This is a genomic window from Streptomyces sp. BBFR51 (assembly GCF_044591655.1).
Taxonomy (GTDB): Bacteria; Actinomycetota; Actinomycetes; order Streptomycetales; family Streptomycetaceae; genus Streptomyces.
In genome coordinates this window covers 3786233-3803981 of sequence record NZ_CP172448.1, presented here as the reverse complement: position 1 = coordinate 3803981, position 17749 = coordinate 3786233, and the positions used below count along the sequence as shown (strand labels likewise).

The 17749-nt window shown below is 72.7% G+C and carries 16 protein-coding genes; 6 read left to right on the top strand and 10 right to left on the bottom strand.

Features of this window, described 5'->3' with window-relative positions; all coding sequences use genetic code 11:
• Positions 1–2: 2 nt before the first annotated feature.
• From ACGH7X_RS17175 to ACGH7X_RS17165, 3 genes are read right to left on the bottom strand one after another with little or no spacing between them, the layout of a single operon-like run.
• Entirely contained in the window at positions 3–1643 is a 1641-nt protein-coding gene (locus ACGH7X_RS17175; RefSeq protein WP_399886223.1) for a hypothetical protein, read from the bottom strand.
• On the bottom strand, positions 1640–3913 hold the full coding sequence (locus ACGH7X_RS17170) for a hypothetical protein (protein WP_399886222.1): 2274 nt from the start codon (positions 3911–3913) through the stop codon (positions 1640–1642). The genes ACGH7X_RS17175 and ACGH7X_RS17170 overlap by 4 nt, the downstream gene beginning before the upstream one ends.
• A complete protein-coding gene (locus tag ACGH7X_RS17165; protein WP_399886221.1) occupies positions 3910–4716 on the bottom strand; it encodes a hypothetical protein in 807 nt (268 codons plus the stop codon). Before ACGH7X_RS17165 ends, ACGH7X_RS17170 begins: the two co-directional genes overlap by 4 nt.
• 258 nt (positions 4717–4974) lie before the next feature.
• On the opposite strand from ACGH7X_RS17165, the gene ACGH7X_RS17160 reads away from it, so the two are divergent.
• Positions 4975–5844, top strand: a complete 870-nt coding sequence (locus tag ACGH7X_RS17160) for a hypothetical protein (protein WP_399886220.1) — start codon at positions 4975–4977, stop codon at positions 5842–5844.
• A gap of 76 nt (positions 5845–5920) precedes the next feature.
• Here ACGH7X_RS17160 and serC read toward each other — a convergent pair whose 3' ends face one another.
• Positions 5921–7039 carry a phosphoserine transaminase gene (gene serC, locus ACGH7X_RS17155; protein WP_399886219.1) on the bottom strand — a complete coding sequence of 373 codons (1119 nt, stop codon included), beginning with the start codon at positions 7037–7039 and terminating at the stop codon, positions 5921–5923.
• Between the two features lie 111 nt (positions 7040–7150).
• On the opposite strand from serC, the gene ACGH7X_RS17150 reads away from it, so the two are divergent.
• Positions 7151–10012, top strand: coding sequence for an FAD-binding and (Fe-S)-binding domain-containing protein (locus ACGH7X_RS17150; RefSeq protein ID WP_399886218.1), 2862 nt, complete (start codon positions 7151–7153; stop codon positions 10010–10012).
• A 36-nt stretch (positions 10013–10048) separates the two neighbouring features.
• Here the strand turns inward: ACGH7X_RS17150 and ACGH7X_RS17145 are convergent, their stop codons facing one another.
• The 3 genes from ACGH7X_RS17145 to ACGH7X_RS17135 form a co-directional block, all read right to left on the bottom strand.
• Positions 10049–11209: an alpha/beta hydrolase family protein gene (locus ACGH7X_RS17145; protein ID WP_399886217.1), complete on the bottom strand. Its 1161-nt coding sequence runs from the start codon at positions 11207–11209 to the stop codon at positions 10049–10051.
• Positions 11210–11314: 105 nt separating this feature from the next.
• Positions 11315–11599 (bottom strand): hypothetical protein, encoded by a 285-nt coding sequence (locus tag ACGH7X_RS17140; protein WP_399886216.1) that lies wholly within the window; start codon positions 11597–11599, stop codon positions 11315–11317.
• A complete protein-coding gene (locus ACGH7X_RS17135; protein WP_399886215.1) occupies positions 11596–11847 on the bottom strand; it encodes a hypothetical protein in 252 nt (83 codons plus the stop codon). Before ACGH7X_RS17135 ends, ACGH7X_RS17140 begins: the two co-directional genes overlap by 4 nt.
• A 156-nt stretch (positions 11848–12003) precedes the next feature.
• Between ACGH7X_RS17135 and ACGH7X_RS17130 the strand changes: the two genes are divergently transcribed.
• Both ACGH7X_RS17130 and ACGH7X_RS17125 read left to right on the top strand, forming a co-directional pair.
• Positions 12004–12264: a GntR family transcriptional regulator gene (locus ACGH7X_RS17130; protein ID WP_399886214.1), complete on the top strand. Its 261-nt coding sequence runs from the start codon at positions 12004–12006 to the stop codon at positions 12262–12264.
• A gap of 68 nt (positions 12265–12332) precedes the next feature.
• The gene (locus ACGH7X_RS17125) at positions 12333–13862 is read left to right on the top strand and encodes an FG-GAP and VCBS repeat-containing protein (protein ID WP_399886213.1); all 1530 of its coding nucleotides are present in this window, start codon (positions 12333–12335) and stop codon (positions 13860–13862) included.
• A gap of 49 nt (positions 13863–13911) precedes the next feature.
• Here the strand turns inward: ACGH7X_RS17125 and ACGH7X_RS17120 are convergent, their stop codons facing one another.
• Entirely contained in the window at positions 13912–14553 is a 642-nt protein-coding gene (locus tag ACGH7X_RS17120; protein ID WP_399886212.1) for a dihydrofolate reductase family protein, read from the bottom strand.
• Positions 14554–14808: 255 nt separating this feature from the next.
• Between ACGH7X_RS17120 and ACGH7X_RS17115 the strand changes: the two genes are divergently transcribed.
• The gene (locus ACGH7X_RS17115; RefSeq protein ID WP_399886211.1) at positions 14809–15336 is read left to right on the top strand and encodes a DinB family protein; all 528 of its coding nucleotides are present in this window, start codon (positions 14809–14811) and stop codon (positions 15334–15336) included.
• A 19-nt stretch (positions 15337–15355) separates the two neighbouring features.
• On the opposite strand, the gene ACGH7X_RS17110 is transcribed toward ACGH7X_RS17115, so the two are convergent.
• Positions 15356–15973 (bottom strand): dihydrofolate reductase family protein, encoded by a 618-nt coding sequence (locus tag ACGH7X_RS17110; protein ID WP_399886210.1) that lies wholly within the window; start codon positions 15971–15973, stop codon positions 15356–15358.
• 100 nt (positions 15974–16073) lie between these two features.
• Positions 16074–16526 (bottom strand): NUDIX hydrolase, encoded by a 453-nt coding sequence (locus ACGH7X_RS17105; RefSeq protein WP_399886209.1) that lies wholly within the window; start codon positions 16524–16526, stop codon positions 16074–16076.
• A gap of 195 nt (positions 16527–16721) precedes the next feature.
• Here ACGH7X_RS17105 and ACGH7X_RS17100 point away from each other — a divergent pair, with 195 nt between their 5' ends.
• Complete coding sequence (locus ACGH7X_RS17100; protein ID WP_399886208.1) at positions 16722–17711, top strand: EamA family transporter; 990 nt, start codon at positions 16722–16724, stop codon at positions 17709–17711.
• Positions 17712–17749 lie beyond the last annotated feature (38 nt).

Below are 17749 nucleotides of genomic sequence, written 5' to 3'. Positions count from 1 at the left end.
GTTCACGGCGGCGGGCAGGCGTTCTCCCCCGGTTCCTGATAGGTCCGGTACAGCGGCGACTTGTCCCGGCGTTCGACCGGGAAGGTCACTATGGGCACCGGCTTGCACACCGGCCACAGTCCCACCACCTGCTCGTCCCCGGCACTCGCATCCGCCCCGGCGCTCTCGTCGGCGAACGTGAAGACGCCGCTCGCACCTGGTACGCAGGTGGCGGCGCAGTGCTCCAGAGGGCTGCCCCGGCGCAGTTCGTCGTAGACGTCGTTGTGGGTCACGGCGTCGATCTCGCTGTCCCGGGCCGCTGCCACGGCGGTCCCCACGGCGGTGAGCGCGTCGTGGTACATCACGGCGTATCCGTCGTCGAGGGCGTCGGAGCCCTCCTCGGCGAAGTACTCGTCGTAGGACGCGGCGAAGTGGGCGAAGGCCTTGGGGACCTGCTCGTCGCCGTCCGCGCCTGCCCGCCAGCGGGGCGCGTCGACGGCGACGGCGGTCACGATCTCGATGTTGTTGCGTTCGGCGATCCGGCGCATCTCGGTGTCCCCGGTGACGGGGTCGCGGCCGGTGCTGACGCGCAGGATGCGCAGCGGCTCGTCGTCCGGGCCCCGGTCGCAGGAACTGGTGCGGTCGATGGTCTGCAGGAAGGGCGGCAGATCCGCGTCGCGGCCCGCCAGGAACACCGTGCGGGCGTCGACCGCGCACATCGCGGCCACGGCCCGCCGGAAGATCTGCGGGGTGCCCTGCGAGGGCCCCTTGATGCCCTGGTAGGTCTCGGTTCGCCGTTCCACCTCGTCGGGGGTGATGCCGTACTGCGCGCCGAACTCCCGGCGGAAGGCCCGGCGGAGGTTGGCCACGTAGTTGTCGTCGCGGTCGTCGGCGATCATGAACGTGTTCTTCCGGTCGACCCCGTTGGCGCCCACATAGCGTTGGAGCGCGTCGACGAACTGGTCGGTGGAGGGCGAGACCTTGAACAGGTAGGGGTCCTCCATGTCGCGGGAGCTGAGCACGGCGCTCACCGCCGGGATCCGGGCTGGTCCGAGGCCGTCCCGCACGGAGGCGAGCGTGGCCTCGTCGCTGTTGGGGAATCCGATGGCGCCCACGACCGGCGCGTCGCCCGTGACCCGGGCGGCCAGCGCGGCGGTCACGGTCTTCCACTGGCTCAGGTCCTCGCCGACGTTGGCGAAGAGCAGCTGGACGGCGGTGTCGCCGGTGGTGGGCCCGTGGTTGTGGGCGCGCTGGGCGACATAGGCGCCCTGGAGGGAGTGCCGGATCAGGTCCGGCGACATGGCCGCGCCGGGGCTCTTCGCGGTGTACGGCATGACGACGGCGACGCTGACCACCGGCTTGCCCGACGTCCGCGCTGCCTCGTTCTCGTCCTCGATGAGGCCCAGTATGTCGTCGAGGTCCGAGGCGAAGGGATACGCCTCGGCCGTGACGCCGATGCACTCCTGGCCCGCACGCCGCAGCTCCCGGTCCGCGGTGCAGTAGGCGCGGTGATGCCGGTAGCTGTCCAGGCCCCACCAGGCACCGCCCGCCGTCAGGACGGCGACCAGCGTCCACAGGGCCACCACGTCGACCAGGCCGAGCACCCGGAAACGGAGCCGCCGCGGCAGCCAGCGCCAGGTCCGCCGGTCCCGCAGCCCCGTCATGCCGCCCCTCCCGTGCGCGGTCCTTCTCCCTGCCAGCGGTGGTCCAGGGGCCAGTCCTCACCGTCCTTGACCGCGCGGGGCCAGCGGATGGCGGCCTGGGCCAGGACCGCGCGACCGGTCAGGTGCTGGGCGGACAGAAAGGACAGGTCCTGGCCGATCCGGTCGACCAGGGGCCGGTCCGCCTCGGCCAGTTCGTCCGCCGCGTACCACAGGGCGTGCAGCAGCCGGTTGACGGCCTGCTTCTCCAGGTCCGTACCCGGGTCGGCCCTCAGCTGGAGCAGGTCCCGGCGTCCCCGGGCGACCTCCTGGCACTGCTCGAACCAGATGTTTCCCGGCGGGCGCGGCGCATGGGCGACGGTGCGCAGGACGTGCAGCCAGTCGACCGCGTCGCCGTCGTGGCGGAGGAACTCCGCGTGCAGCCGGTCGACGACCTCCAGCGCCTCTCCCGCGGCCAGCCGGTGCCACAGGGAGCGCGACCACTCGTCGCGCGCCGACCGTCCCGAGCGGCTCTCGGCGCGCTGCCGGTGGTGCTCGGCGAGCAGGGCGTGCGCGCCGGACCAGTCCACGCCCCGGCCGCCGCGTCCGCTGCGCATCTGGTGCACCAGCAGGGCGCGCAGAAAGCGGTCCGTGATGAAGGGCCGGCTGCCCGGTCCGCGCGACCAGCGCTCCCGCTCCAGCTGGGCGGCAACGCCGTCGGCCGCGGGCAGCCCGTCGATGCGGCGCGGCACCCATCGCTCGGCCAGCCGCTCGGCGGCCTCCCGGTCCCAGGCCAGGGAGAACAGGCACAGCTCGTCGTGGTTCTCGCTGCCGACGAGGGTGTCCAGCAGCCCCCAGACGATGGATTCTCCGGCCCTGCTGGAATGGGTCAGGTCGAGCAGTTCCTCGGCCGCCACCCACTCCTCGGTACGGGACCGGTCCACCACCGCCTCGCACAGCCTGCGGGCGCCCATCGGATGCCCCCGGGTCAGGTCGTGCACGGCGCTGGCGATGTACGGGTCGAAGGAGGCGCGGTCGTCGCGCCGCAGCATCCGCTCCAGGTGCTCGCACTCCAGCGCGGGCAGCGGCAGGAGCAGCACTCCCGCCGAGGGCACGGTGCCCTCGCGGGCCCAACCGGAGTCCGTGCCGACGTCGTGCAGTGAGCGCCGCGCCGCCTCCGGGTAGGGGGCGTCCTCTCCTGCGGGGCCGTCGCCCCGGGTGTCCGGCGTGTCGTCGCCGTGCAGTTCGGTGGCGATCACCACCATCCGGTCGCGGGCGCCCCGGCCGGACAGTGCCCGCTGCTCCAGGAGCAGATCGAGGAAGTCGCGGCCGGCGTCGGTGTGCACGTTGTCGAGGAGCACCAGCGGACGCGGGGCACGGTTCGCGCGCCGGAAGCGCCCGTAGCGCACGTCCTCCAGGAAGGCGGCCGTCAGCATGCGTTCGACGCCGCGCCGGAAGCCGCGGCCCTGGTGGAACTCCTGGCACAGCCGGGCCACGGCCGACGAGCGCTCCGCGGCCGGCACCGGGCGCGGCTGTCCGGAGGCGCCCGGCGGCAGTCCGCGCAGCCGGTTGTCGGCCTCGCTGCGGTAGGTCTCGTACCAGCCGACCAACCGGCGGGAGGCCAGTCGCCGGGAGTGCCCGCGGCGCTGTCCGCCCAGGAAGGTACGCACGGCCGCCTCGGGGAACGCCGCCGGGTCGGGGGAGCCGCCGTTGGGGGGCGCGGGCAGCGCCGATCGGAACAGCGTGTCCCAGGTACGGCGTGGCCGCGTGTCCGGCGGAAAGCCCATCAGGGTGGCCGAGTGCCGGTCGGCCACCCGCAGTTCGCCGTCGTGGCCCGGGCGTCGGGCGGACACCACGGCGAGCAGCCCGGCGGTGGTACGGGGGAACCGCAGCCCGCCGAACCCGGCGACGGGACGGGACAGCTGGGCGACGAGCTCGACCAGCATCTCCACCGCGTAGGAATTGTTGGACATCTCCGGTCCGACCCTGGCCTGCTCCTGCAGTTCCGTGCAGTTGATCCGGGCGAACGGCACGCGCGGGCCCGGCCAGAGGCCGCTCTCGGGCGCGTAGGCCTGCTGGAGATCGTCCAGCATGGCGCTCTTGCCGGTGCCGTGCCGCCCGCTGAGCAGGACCACCGGCAGGTCGTCGGCGAACTCGTGGTGCGCACGTCTGCGGTGGTGGTCGCGGTCGAGGCCGACCATCCGCGGCACCAGCCGGTGCAGCACGGGCTGGCGCGCGTACACCTCCGGGATCTGACCGTCCGTCATCGGCGCCGGGCCGAAGGGGGCGGTCATCCGAGCCTCAGCAGGGAGCCGATGAGGTCCGACACCATGCCGGAGGCCATGTCCCGGCCCATGGAACCCACCGACCTCGAACCGGCCTGTACGAGCTCCCGGCTGTGCTCCAGGAAGCGCTCCACGGCGCCCGCGTCGGGTTCGGCGCCGCCGCGCGAGGCGTCCGTCAGCGCGGTGGCGAGTTCGCGCACCTGCCGCAGCTCGCTGTCGCTCTCCGACAGATCGGGGCGGGACGCCTGTACGAGCGTGGCCAGTTGTTCGAAGGAGAGGAACACTCCGGCGCCTCGTTCCATGACGCCGACGTGCACCGGGGCGGGCAGCTCCAGGTGGTCCTTGGCGTACTCCAGGTCCTCGAACGCGAGCTGCCGGCCGCAGTAAAACGCCTCCCGCGCCCAGAGGAAGTCCTCGGCACCGGCCCCTGCGTCGCCGTACTGGCCGACCCGGTCCCACCAGGCGAACAGGGCCGCCTTGGCGTAGCGGCGGCGGGACTCGCGGTCGGCGTACGCCTCGTCCCAGACCCCTGCCTCGTCGAGACCCTTGGCGGTGGGGCTGACCAGCGGCGGTACGGCGCCGGAGTCGTTGTGCACGGTGATCCAGCCGAGCGTGGCCAGGCGTTCCACGACGTCCTCGACCAGCTCCAGTGTGCAGCGCTCGTGGTGGGCGTAGGCGGAGCTGGCCACGCGGTGCCCATGGGCTCCCCCGGTCTCCTCGCGGAGCCACAGCAGGAACCTCGCGGACGCGGCACCGGTCTCGTCGTAGACCGGTGACAACCCGTTCGTGGGCACCGCCCCGGATCTGATCATCGTTGTCCCCCAACTCCCGTGACCAGCCATGAGCGTTCGCCTTCCCAAAAGGGCGAAGTCAAACACGTCACATTTGACGTTCACCCGCTCGGGCCGCTCCCTCCCGGCATCTTCCAGCCGTCAGAGCTGGCATAGGCCGCTGGCATGTTCACTCGTATGGCTGAGCCCGAACTGAATCTCCGCGCGCAGTGTGCCCATGCGATTACGTTCCGCTGCATGGTCAGTTCACCGCATGAAGCGTTGCACCGGATCTTTCGCGTGGATCCGGGGCTGTTCGCCCGGCTGTTGCCGCGGGCGGGCATCGGGTTTCCGGAGCACACCGCGATCGAGCCCCTGGACACCGATCTCACCGAGATCAGGCCACTTGAGCGCCGCGTGGACAGCGTGTTCCGGGTGCACGTGCCCGGTGAGGAAGGCGGCTTCGTGCTCGCCGTCGAGTCGCAGGGCAAGCCGGACCCGGACAAGCACAACAGCTGGACCTACTACTTGGCCCACATGTACGCCAAGTACCGGCTGCCGCCGTTCCTTCTGGTGGTCTGCAAGGACAAGGCGACCGCGGCCTGGGCGTCCGAACCGATCCGGGTCGGGCGTGGCTTCCACACCAGCATGGTCGTCTTCCCGCTGGTCCTGGGGCCTGGAATCCTCCCTGTGATCACTGAGCCGGACGAGGCGGCGCGAGACCTCGGAGTCGCCGTCTTCTCCGCACTCGCCTACGCCTCGGACCCGGGACTGACTGCGATACTGGACGCGCTGGCGTCAGGAGTGGCGGACGACGCAGGGAAGTCCGGGTCCGGGGACCTGGACCGGGTGGACTGGGCGGAGATCGTCGAAATCGGACTGGGTGATGGTCCGGGTCGTGAGTACTGGAGGAATCTGATGGCCACGTACACCCCGAACTTTCCGGGCAGCAATTCGATCGTCGAGGAGTCCTGGCTTGAGGGCAAGGCCGAGGGCAAGGCCGAGGGCAAGGCCGAGACCATTCTGCGCATTCTTGACGTGCGGGGTGTCGAGATCTCCGACTCCGTCCGGGAGCGCGTCACCGCCTGCACCGATCTCGACGTGCTGGGCACCTGGATCGACCGCTCTCTGAGCGCGGTGCGTGCCGAGGAGCTGTTCGACGGAGAGTAGAGATCCCACGGATGCGCGGAGGGCGCCCGGCGGATAATCCGCCGGGCGCCCGTCGTCGTCGTACGGGAAGAAGCGACTACAGCTTCTCGATCACGTAGTCCACGCACTTCGTGAGCGCCTCGACGTCCGCCGGGGCGATCGCCGGGAACATGGCGACGCGCAGCTGGTTGCGGCCGAGCTTGCGGTACGGCTCGGTGTCGACGATGCCGTTGGCGCGCAGCACCTTGGCGACGGCGGCGGCGTCGATGTCGTCGGCGAAGTCGATGGTGCCGATGACCTGCGAGCGCTTGGCCGGGTCGGAGACGAACGGGGTGGCGTACTTGGACTCGTCGGCCCACGTGTACAGGCGGGTCGAGGAGTCCTTGGTGCGGGCGGTGGTGAAGTCCAGGCCGCCCTGGCCGTTCATCCAGTCCAGCTGCTCGCCGAGGAGGAAGAGCGTGGCGAGGGCCGGGGTGTTGTACGTCTGGTTCTTGCGGGAGTTGTCGATCGCCGTGGGGAGGGAGAAGAACTCCGGGACGTGGCGGCCGGACGCGTGGATGCGCTCGGCGCGCTCGATCGCGGCCGGGGAGAAGACGCCGATCCACAGGCCGCCGTCGGAGGCGAAGGACTTCTGCGGGGCGAAGTAGTAGACGTCGGTCTCGGCGATGTCCACCGGGAGGCCACCCGCGCCGGACGTCGCGTCGACCAGCACGAGGGCGCCCTCGTCGGCACCGGCCACGCGCTTGATGGGCATGGCGACGCCGGTGGAGGTCTCGTTGTGCGTGAGGCCGTACACGTCCACGCCGGCCTCGGCGCGGGCATCCGGGTGCGTGCCCGGGTCGGAGGAGACGACGGTCGGCTCGGCCAGCCACGGGGCGAGCTTCGCGGCCTTGGCGAACTTGGAGGAGAACTCGCCGAAGCTCAGGTGCTGCGACTTGTTCTCGATCAGGCCGTGGGTCGCGACGTCCCAGAACGCGGTGGAGCCGCCGTTGCCGAGGATCACCTCGTAGCCGTCGGGGAGCCGGAACAGCTCGCGGACGCCCTCGCGGACCTTGCCGACCAGGTTCTTGACCGGGGCCTGGCGGTGGGAGGTGCCGAGCAGGGACGTACCGGTGGCGGCCAGGGCGTCCAGCGCCTCCACCCGCACCTTGGAGGGACCCGCGCCGAATCGACCGTCCGCGGGCTTCATGTCAGCAGGAATCTGGATCTCAGCCACGTGCCGGAGGGTATCCCGTCGGCCAAACCGGGCGAAGCCATGTCCGTCCGATGAGACGAGATCTCCGCCCGGCGGACCTGTACGGAGCTACGAGCGCCCATGCTGGAGGGCATGACCGATCTGGAGGCAGCACTGCGCAGGGCCGTCCGCGGCGAGGTCGGGTTCGACGTCACGTCCCGGGCGCTGACCACCATGGACGCGTCGAACTACCGGAGGGTCCCGCTCGGGGTCGTCGCGCCGAGAGACGCCGACGACGTGGCGGCCGTGCTCGAGGTGTGCCGGGAGCACGTGGTACCGGTCGTGGCGCGGGGCGGCGGCACCTCGATCGCCGGGCAGGCGACGGGCACGGGCGTGGTGCTGGACTTCACCCGGCACATGAACCGGCTGGTCGGCCTTGATCCGGAGGCGCGTACGGCCGTGGTCCAGCCGGGTCTGGTCCTCGACCGTCTCCAGGACGCCGCCGCCCCGCACGGTCTGCGCTTCGGCCCCGACCCCTCCACCCACAGCCGCTGCACGCTCGGCGGAATGATCGGCAACAACTCGTGCGGCTCCCACTCGGTGGCGTGGGGCACGACGGCCGACAGCGTCAGCGTGCTGACGGTCCTCACCGCGCGGGGGCGGCGGCTGTGGCTCGGGCGGGAGTGGTCCGGGGCGCCGGAGGGCCTGCGCGAGCTGGTGGACGGCGACCTGGCGCGCCTGCGCACGGGCTTCCCCGACCTCCCGCGCCGTATCTCGGGCTACGCGCTGGACGCCCTGCTGCCGGAGCGGGGCGCGGACGTGGCCCGCTCCTTCTGCGGCTCGGAGGGCACGCTGGGGGTGCTGACCGAGGCGGAGGTCCGGCTGGTCGAGCCGCCCCGCGCGCGTGCGCTGGCGGTGCTGGGCTACGCCGACGAGGCGGGCGCGGCGGAGGCGGCGGCCGGGTTGCTGCCGCTCGGGCCGCTGACGGTGGAGGGCATGGCGGCGGACCTGGTGCCGTCCACGGAGGGGCTGCCGAGGGGTGGTGCCTGGCTGTTCGTGGAGACCGGCGGCGACACGGAGGGGGAGGCGCGGGCGCGGGCGGAGGCGGTCGTGCGGGCGGCGGACGTCGTGGACGCCCTCGTCGTCACCGACCCGGCCGGGCAGCGGACGCTGTGGCGGGTCCGGGAGGACGCGAGCGGCACGGCGACGCGGATGCCGGACGGTGCGGAGGCGTGGCCGGGGTGGGAGGACTGCGCGGTGCCCCCGGCCCGGCTCGGCGCCTACCTGCGCGACTTCCGGCGGCTGCTCACCGCCCACGAGCTGCGCGGCACGCCGTACGGGCACTTCGGCGACGGCTGCATCCACGTACGCATCGACTTCGACCTGCTGACGGACGCGGGGATCGCGCGTTTCCGCCGCTTCTCGGAGGAGCTGGCGGACGTGGTCGTGGCGCACGGGGGTTCGCTGTCCGGGGAGCACGGGGACGGGCAGGCGCGGGCGGAGCTGCTGCCGAGGATGTACGGCGAGGAGACGGTCGCGCTGTTCGAGCGCGCGAAGGCGGTCTGGGACCCGGACGACCTCCTCAACCCCGGCATGCTGGTCCGCCCGGCCCCGCTGGACGCGAACCTCCGCTTCTCCGTCCTGCCGCGCGAGCCGGTGGACGTGGAGTTCGGCTACCCGTCCGACGGCGGCGACTTCTCGGCGGCGGTGCGCCGCTGCGTGGGGGTCGCCAAGTGCCGTACGACGTCGGTGTCCGGGCCGGCGGTGATGTGCCCGTCGTTCCGCGCGACGGGGGACGAGCAGCACTCCACCCGCGGACGCGCCCGCCTGCTGCACGAGATGCTCGCCGGGGAGCTGGTGACGGACGGCTGGCGGTCGACGGAGGTCCGGGACGCCCTCGACCTGTGCCTGTCCTGCAAGGGCTGCCGCTCCGACTGCCCGGTCGAGGTCGACATGGCCACGTACAAGGCGGAGTTCCTGCACCACCACTACGCGGGGCGCCGCCGTCCGGCCGCCCACTACGCGATGGGCTGGCTGCCGGTGTGGCTGCGCTGGGCGTCGCGGGCGAGGATGGCGCCGGTCGTCAACGCGCTGGCGTCCGTGGGCCCGTTGGCGGCCGTGGCGAAACGGCTGGGCGGGATCGCGGGGGAGCGGGACGTGCCGCGGCTGGCGCGGGAGACGTTCAGTGGGTGGTGGCGCGGGCGGCGTCGGGGACCGGCCGGTGGCGGCGACCTGGTCGTCCTCTGGCCGGACACCTTCACCGAGCACCTCTCCCCCTCCGTGGGCCGGGCGGCCGTACGGGTGCTGGAGGCGGCGGGGCTGCGGGTGGCGCTGCCGCCGACGCTGCGGGGGCGCGGGGTGGTCGGTGACGGTACGTCGAAGTCGGCCCTGGCGCTGCTGACGGCCCGCCGGGGCGGCCGGGTCTGCTGCGGGCTGACGTACGTCTCGACGGGCCAACTGGACCGCGCCCGCGCGGTGCTGCGCCGCACGCTCGACCTGATGGCCCCGGTGCTGGAGACGCCCGCGCCGGTCGTCGTCCTGGAGCCGAGCTGCGCCGCCGCCCTGCGCACGGACCTGCCCGAGCTGCTCCACGACGACCCGCGGGCGGCCCGGCTCGCGGCGCGTGTGCTGACCTTCGCGGAGGTGTTGGAGCGCCACGCCCCGGACTGGACCCCGCCCGCGCTCGACCGTCCGGTCACCGGCCAGACCCACTGCCACCAGCACGCGGTCCTGGGCGACGCGGCCGACCGCCGCCTGCGCGAGGCGGCCGGCCTGACCGGCGAACTGACCGGCGGCTGCTGCGGCCTCGCGGGCAACTTCGGCTTCGAGGACGGCCACTACGAGGTGTCGGCCGCGTGCGCGGAGGACCAGTTGCTCCCGGCGGTGCGCGAGGCACCGGCCGGGGCGGTGGTCCTGGCGGACGGTTTCTCCTGCCGGACACAGCTGGAGCAGCTGGCGGGGGTGCGGGGGCGGCATCTGGCGGAGGCGCTGGCGGAGGCGCTGGAGCGAGGGTGACGGTGCGGGGGTGACGTTGCGGGGCGGTCCGGTTTCCTACGGCCGGTGGAACTCGACCTCGGGGCGGGAGGCGGTGGGGCCCTGGAAGAGCGGTTGGGGGATGCCGCGCAGGTGGAGGTCGAAGAAGGCGCCGACATAATCGCGGGTGATGTACCAACCCCGCTCGTATGAGAGCGGAACCGTTGGGTCCGCCAGCCCCAGCCGCCCCGCCACCCAGGGGAGGTCGGTGAAGGAGAAGTGCTCGGCCCCGGCCACAGTCAGCCACCGTTTCCAGTGGTGCAGGCGGCTCCAGGTATCGGGCCAGTCGGTGCCGCCGCTGCCGGGACTGTGCGTGGACTCGGCGCCGACCATCATGAACGGGCGCCGCCCGAGCCCGGCCCCGGCGTCGCCGACGAAGAAGTCCCCGTCGAGGTCGACCCCCGCCCGCACGCGGGGGTCGGCGGCCATGGTCGCCGCGGCGGCGGCCCCGCCGATCGAGTGCCCGGCGATCCCGATACGACGCGGGTCGATCATGCGGGAGACTGCCCCGGCCCTACGCCGATCCGTCAACTCGTCGATCACGAAGGACAGGTCAGCCGCCCGGCCCGCCACGACGGCCGCCTCCTCGACGTCGACGCCGACACGATCGCAGGCCAGGCAGGGCGGCATCCGCCCCCCGGGGAACTCCGTCCCGACGGACTCGTAGGCGTGATCCACGGCGGCGACGACATACCCCCGACCGGCCAGTTCCTCGGCGAGCGAGGTGAGCGTGGTGCGCGGCATCGAGAAGCCGGGGGACAGCAGCACCAGGGGGAAGCGACCCGGCGCGGGGGGTGCGGAGGCCTGCGCATGCGTACGCACGGCGGCGACCGTCGCTGCCGGTACGACCCCGGCGAGCCCCCTGGCCTCCAGGAGGCGCTGCGCCTCGCCCTCGATCATGTACGCGGCCGGGGCCCCGCCGGACGACCGTGCCGGGTAGGACACGGACACCATCAGCTCCCGGCCCCGCGCCGCCGGCACCCAGGGGTCGGTGCGATGCCGGTCGACGAGGTGCAGGGTGCGGCGGCCCACGGGGTGGGGGCCGGTGGGCGAGGGCAGTTCCAGTACGCCGACGGGAGCCGACGACGCGGGCGCGGCACCCAGGAGGGGTACGGACAAGGCTCCTGCGAGCAGCGCGGTCAGGACGGTTCTGCGTGGGGTGCTTGATCTGCCGGTCATGAAGCCGAAGTTAGGCGCCGAGTGCCGCTCAACGCGTCGGCACTGAGCGGTACTTGGGCGTACGTCCGGAGAATGGTCCCCACGAGTCCGGATGCCACCGTGGGATCAGTTCAGGTCCCGGAGTCTGCGCCCCCGGCTCTCGGCCACCCGTAGCGCGTCCGCGAGGGCTTCGGTGAGGCGCTCGGCGAGGTAGCGGAGTTCGCCGTGCGGGGCGCGGGGGAGGAGGTCGTGGGCGTGGGCGAGCAGTTCTGCGCCCATGCCGAGTTGGGTGACCTCGGTGGTGTCGGCCAGCCGTGAGACGGGGCCGCCGTTGTCGTCGGTGATCAGGTAGCAGGGCTTGCCCTCGGGGCCGGACCAGGGGAGGAGACGGGGCTCGCGTGGTGTCGTCATGCCGCCGCCTCCAGTTCGTACAGCGCGTACGTGAGGAGGTAGGGGCGGATGGCCACGGTCTCGGCGCCGTCGATGGCGGTGGGCAGGCCGTAGGGGCTGCGGTGGGAGGGGAGGGGGACGACGCCGGTGGCGGACGGAGGGGGCGGTGCGGTGCGGGTAGCCGGGCGCGGGCTGGTTCGGCGGTGAGTGCCTCGGGGCTTGGGCATCAGGCCCAGCCGCGCGAGGAGGCGGCCGATAAGGTCGGTCATGTCATCAGCTCCGATCAGGTACAGCTGGTGGCCGTGCCCCCGGACGGCTCCACCCGTCGCGGGGGTCTGTCGGCTCTAGACCATACGCTGAGCATTCTAGGCATGCTAGGGGTTCTATGTATCGCCTATCGCGCTAAGTATGCTCATGCTGAATTGGTGATCGAGTTTGTTCCCGACATCCCCCGTTGGCGACAGGTCGCCGAGGTGGTGCGTGGTCGCATCGCCGACGGCACCTACCCGCCGCGTACGCGCGTTCCTTCCGTCGTACAGCTCACCGCGGAGTTCGGGATCGCCAACGCGACGGCGCACAAGGTCCTGCGGGCGCTGCGCGAGGAGGGGCTGACTTACACGGAGCCCGGTCTCGGCTCCTTTGTAACCCAGGGGTCGCAGGGCAGCGACCCTGCCTCGGGTGCCTGATCGGAACCGTGTGGCGCCGTCGTCGCGTGATCGTTCTCATGGACGGTTCGGGTGATAAGGCAGCAGGAGTGGCGCGGCGACGGGTCCACAAGCGGCCCTGGGTGATCGGGGGTGGCGCGGCCGTCGTCGCGTTGGCGGTCGCGGCGGGGATGGTGATCGCCGACGACGGGCCGGCCGACATCGCCGCGCCGTACGGCTGCGGGACCGGCGGCGCCCGTGGCACCGCGGCGCCGGCATCCGACCGGCCCGCTGCGGAAGGCGCCGCCGACTTCGACGGGGACGGGCATCCCGATCTGGCCCTCGGGTCGGGAGGGAGCGTGGCGGGCGGGGCCGGCGGGGGGAGTGTCGAGGTCGCGTACGGGGCGGGGGACGGGACGAGGATCTCCCGGTGCCAGTACCTGACGCAGGACGATGCCGGGATACCGGGCAGCAACCGCGACGAGGCCTTCTTCGGGACGGACGTCGTGGCCCGCGACTTCGACGGGGACGGGTACACCGACCTCGCCGCCTCCGTCTTCGACTGGAAGCCGAGCGTGATCATCGTGTGGGGGTCCGAGGACGGGCTGAAGCGCGCGACCCGGGTACCCGGCACGGACGTCAGCCACGTCGCCTGGGACAACGATCCGATCCTGGACGAGCAGCTCGCCGCCGGGGACTTCGACGGGGACGGTCACCCCGACCTGGTTTTCGGGCTCGGCTCCGACAAGGGGCTGCTCAAAGGACCCTTCGGGCGCGACGGCACGCCCGCCGGGACCGGCCGCGTCCCCGCCCCGCGCCGGCCCGCCCCCGACGTCGGCGACGCGAACTACGGCGACCTCCTCGCCGGGGACCTGGACGGCGACGGCGTCGACGACCTGGTGAGCATCCACAACGCCGACACCGGACTCGAGGTGCCCTGGCGGGACCGGACCCAGCCGGTGAGTTACCTGCGCGGCGGCCGGGGCGGCTTCACGCAGCCCGAGGGTACCCGGATCCCCGACGCGGGAGAGGGGGCGATCGGCGACGTGGACGGCGACGGCGTCGACGACCTGGTCCTCAGCCCCCGGGGCGGCGACGCCAGCCGCAGTTCGGTGACGGTGGTGTACGGGTCGAAGGGCGGACCGGGGGCGCGTACGACCACCGTCGACCGGGACACTCCCGGCGTGCCCGGAGAGGAGCCCCAGGACGAGGACGCCGTCTTCACCAGTCTGGACACCGGGGACGTCAACGGCGACGGGTACGCGGACGTGGTCGCCGGGGCTCCCCGGTGGGACATCTACGGGGAACCGGGGCCCGAGCAGGTGCTGTTCCTGGCGGGCGGCCCGGACGGGCTCGGCGGTGCGGGCGCCCGGCTGTTCGACGGGGACGACCTCGGCGCGGCGCCGGGCGGGGACGCCGACTTCGGCAGCGCCGTGGGCCTCACCGACCTGGACGGCGACGGCCACGCCGACCTCGTGGTGACCGCGCCGGGCAGCGACACGGTCGACGGTGTCGCCCACCTGCTGCGCGGCACCGCGGACGGGCTGTCCGACACCGGTGTCACCCGGCTGTCCGGAGACACCTTCGACGACACCGAGGGGCTGGGCCTGCTGATGGGCGGTGGCGAGGTCGCCCACTAGTCCCGTGCCGCGCGTCGGTGGTGGCCGGGCGGGGCCGACCGCTCCGGGCTCACTTCCGCCAGAACAGGTGGTGCGTCACGCCGCTCGGGCTGGGCACGACGTCCCGGTGGAACCGGTCGAGCAGCTCGTCGGGGGACTCCCACAGCCGGGCCCCGGAGCCGAGCTTCGTCGGCGCGACCGCCACATGCAGGGTGTCGACGAGGCCGGCGTCGAGGAACTGCCGGATGACCGTGGCCCCACCGCCGAGCCGGACGTCCCGGCCCCGCGCCGCCTCCTTCGCCCGGGCGAGCACCGCGGCCGGGTTGCCGTCGACGAAGTGGAACGTGGTGTCGGAGAGCGTGAACGACGGGCGCTCGTGGTGCGTCATGACGAACACCGGCGTGTGGAACGGGGGCTCGTCGCCCCACCACCCCTGCCACTCGTGGTCCTGCCAGGGCCCGCGCTGCGGCCCGAACTTGTTGCGGCCCATGATCTCGGCGCCGATGTTGCGGGCGTAGTCCCGTGTGAAGTAGTCGTCCAGCCCGCGGCTGCCTCCCCCGCGGCCGACGGGCGGGTGGTCGGTGGTGAAGGCCCAGGCGAGCAGTTTCCCGGGATCGGCGTGGCCGAAGGGCCTCTCAAGGCTCTGGCCCTCGCCGGCGCCGAACCCATCGCTCGAGACGGTGAAGTTCTGGACTCGCAGCAACTGGCTCATATCGCTCCTCCTGCTTCGCGCTCTCTGATCACTTGACGAACCGATCCGAACCGATCCGAGCCGATCCGAACTGATCCGAACCGTAGACCGGCCTGGCCGGGGAAACTCATCGCCGCGTCGTGCACTTCTCAGGCCACTTCAGCCGTCCCTTTCCGGCCGTTCCCGGAAGGCCGACGATCTAGGACACAGCCTGACCTCAATGGCTCGTAGCGTGGTCCTCGACCGAAGGAACAGGAACACCGGAAGGCGGAGACCATGACCACCACCGAGTCCATCACCGGAGAGCGCGCCGATCTGCTGGAGATGCTGGCCAAGCACCGGCACTTCCTGCGCTTCACCACCCGGGACCTCACCGATGAGCAGGCCGGGCTCCGCAGCACCGCCAGCGAACTCTGTCTGGGCGGCCTGATCAAGCACGTGGCCGCGGTCGAGCGGAACTGGGCCGCCTTCATCGTGAACGGCCCGTCCGCGATGGGCGACTTCACGGCCATGACCGAGGCCGACTTGGCCCAGCGGGCCGACGAGTTCCGGATGCTGCCCGGTGAGACGCTGGCCGGGGTACTGGCCGGATACGCCGAGGTGGCCCGCCGGACCGACGACCTGGTCGCCGTCCTGCCCGACCTGGACGCCACGCAGCCGCTGCCGAAGGCCCCCTGGTTCGAGGCCGACGCGTGGTGGTCGGCCCGCCGGGTGCTGATGCACATCATCGCCGAGACCGCACAGCACGCCGGCCACGCCGACATCATTCGCGAGTCCCTGGACGGCGCCAAGAGCATGGGCTGACCGGCGGCTTACGGGCGGGTCACTTCAAGAAGCGGTACTTCAGGTGGGTGGCCGGCGGTGTCTCGACGACCCTGATCTGCTCCAGGTCGCGCCGCCCCGGGCCGCCCAGCCCCTCGAAGAGCCGCAGCCCGTCGCCGAGGAGCGTGGGCACCACGTGCAGCTGGAGCTCGTCGACGAGGCCCGCCGCGAGGTACTGCCGTACGGTGCTCGCCCCGCCGCCGATGTCCACGTTCCTGTCCCCGGCGGCGGCCTCGGCCTGCTCCAGGGCGCTGTGAATGCCGTCGGTGACGAAGGTGAAGCTGGTGCCGCCCTCCTTGACCAGCGTCGGCCGGGGGCGGTTGGTGAGGACGAAGACCGGGGTCCGGAACGGCGGGTTGTCGCCCCAGAACTCCTCGCCCGTGTCGTACATCGTCCGGCCCATGACCACCGCGCCGGTGGCGTCGAACCACTCCCGGATCAGCTCCGAGTCGCGGTTCTCGTCCCCGCCCGTCATGCCCTGGCGCTCCCGCCAGCTCGCCAGGGAGTGGATCCACTCGAAGATCGGCTCGCCGCCGTCGCCGCCCGGGTTGTCGAGGGTGACGTTCGGGCCGGCGACGTAGCCGTCGAGGGTGATGGCGAGGTCCGCGGTGACGGTCATGAGGGGCTCCCGGGGGTCGTGGGTGCGGGGGTGGTCGTCCTGCCTTCACTTCCCCGTCGATCGGGAACCCGCGTTTTCGACACCCGTCCGCGAAGGCGGATCAGAGCGCCGTCTCGCCCCGCACCAGCGGACGGCACACCGGCTGGGCGTCCTCCGGGAGATCGTCCGGGCGGCACCAGCGGGCCTCCAGGATCTCGAACGGGTCGATGCGCAGCTCCCCGCCGAGCAGCCGGGCCTCGTACGCCACCTCGAGGCGGGTGCGCAGGCCGCTGTTCAGCATGACCAGCCGGCCCACCTCCACGTCGAGGCCGGTCTCCTCCCTGACCTCGCGCACCACGGTCTCCCGGAAGTCCTCGCCCTTGTGCGCGAAGCCGCTCGGCAGACCCCACTGGCGCCCCGGCGGCCACATCCGGTGCTTCAGCATCAGGACCCGTCCCTCGTCGTCACGTACGACGCCGGTCACGCCGACCACGAACTTGGCGTTCACCAGCCACATCACGCGGCTCTGTACGGGGCGCAGCAGGCGCCAGAGGCGGGTCAGGAGTGGTCTCACAGAGCGGACGGTACCCGGTCGGTCCGCGGCCCCGGCGGGGCGGTAGCGCTCGCCTGGCGGACGTGCGTTGACAGCCGTGTGCCCCGGCCCCGACAGTTGCGTAAGAGAGCTACATGCCTGACAGGGTCCATTACTCTGGACCATGCCGTACAGCGTGATGAACGCCGTCCACCCGCACACCGTCCCGGAGCCCCCGTGAGTACCCCCAGCGCCACCCCCGGCACCTCGTCCCCGGCCGTCGTGCCCGACGCCGCGCTCGCCACCGGCGCCGCCGCCACCGGCCACGCGCCCGTGCCGGACGGTGCTCCGGGCGGCCGGTTCGGATCCCTGGGCCCGGTCGGTCTCGTGCTCGCCGGTGGGGTCTCCGTGCAGTTCGGCGCCGCGCTGGCGGTGAGCCTGATGCCGCGGGCCGGGGCGCTCGGCGTGGTGACCCTGCGGCTGGCCGTGGCCGCCGTCGTCATGCTCCTGGTCTGCCGGCCCCGGCTGCGCGGCCACTCCCGGGCCGACTGGGGCACGGTCGTCGTCTTCGGCATCGCCATGGCCGGCATGAACGGCCTCTTCTACCAGGCCGTCGACCGCATCCCGCTCGGCCCCGCCGTCACCCTGGAGGTGCTCGGCCCGCTCGCCCTGTCCGTCTTCGCCTCCCGCCGCGCCGTCAACCTGGTCTGGGCCGCGCTCGCCCTGGCCGGCGTCTTCCTGCTCGGAGGGGGCGGCTTCGGCGACCTCGACCCGGCCGGTGCCGCCTTCGCACTGGCGGCCGGCGTGATGTGGGCGGCGTACATCGTCTTCAGCGCCCGCACCGGACGCCGCTTCCCCCAGGCCGACGGACTGGCCCTCGCGATGGCCGTCGGAGCGGTGCTGTTCCTGCCGCTGGGCATCGCCGAGTCGGGCGGCAGGCTCCTCGACCCGGTGACGCTCGCGCTGGGCGCCGGGGTCGCGCTGCTCTCCTCGGTCCTGCCCTACACCCTCGAACTCCTCGCCCTGCGCCGCCTGCCCGCGCCGACTTTCGCCGTCCTCATGAGCCTGGAGCCCGCCATTGCCGCGGCGGCCGGTTTCCTCATCCTCGACCAGGCCCTGTCCGCCACCCAGTCCGCCGCCATCGCCCTGGTCGTCGCGGCGAGCATGGGCGCGGTACGGACCCAGGTGGGACGACGCCGGGCCAAGGCGCTCCCGGACGTGCCTTAGGGGCCGTGGCGGCCCCGGGCGGGCAGGGGGTCGTGCCC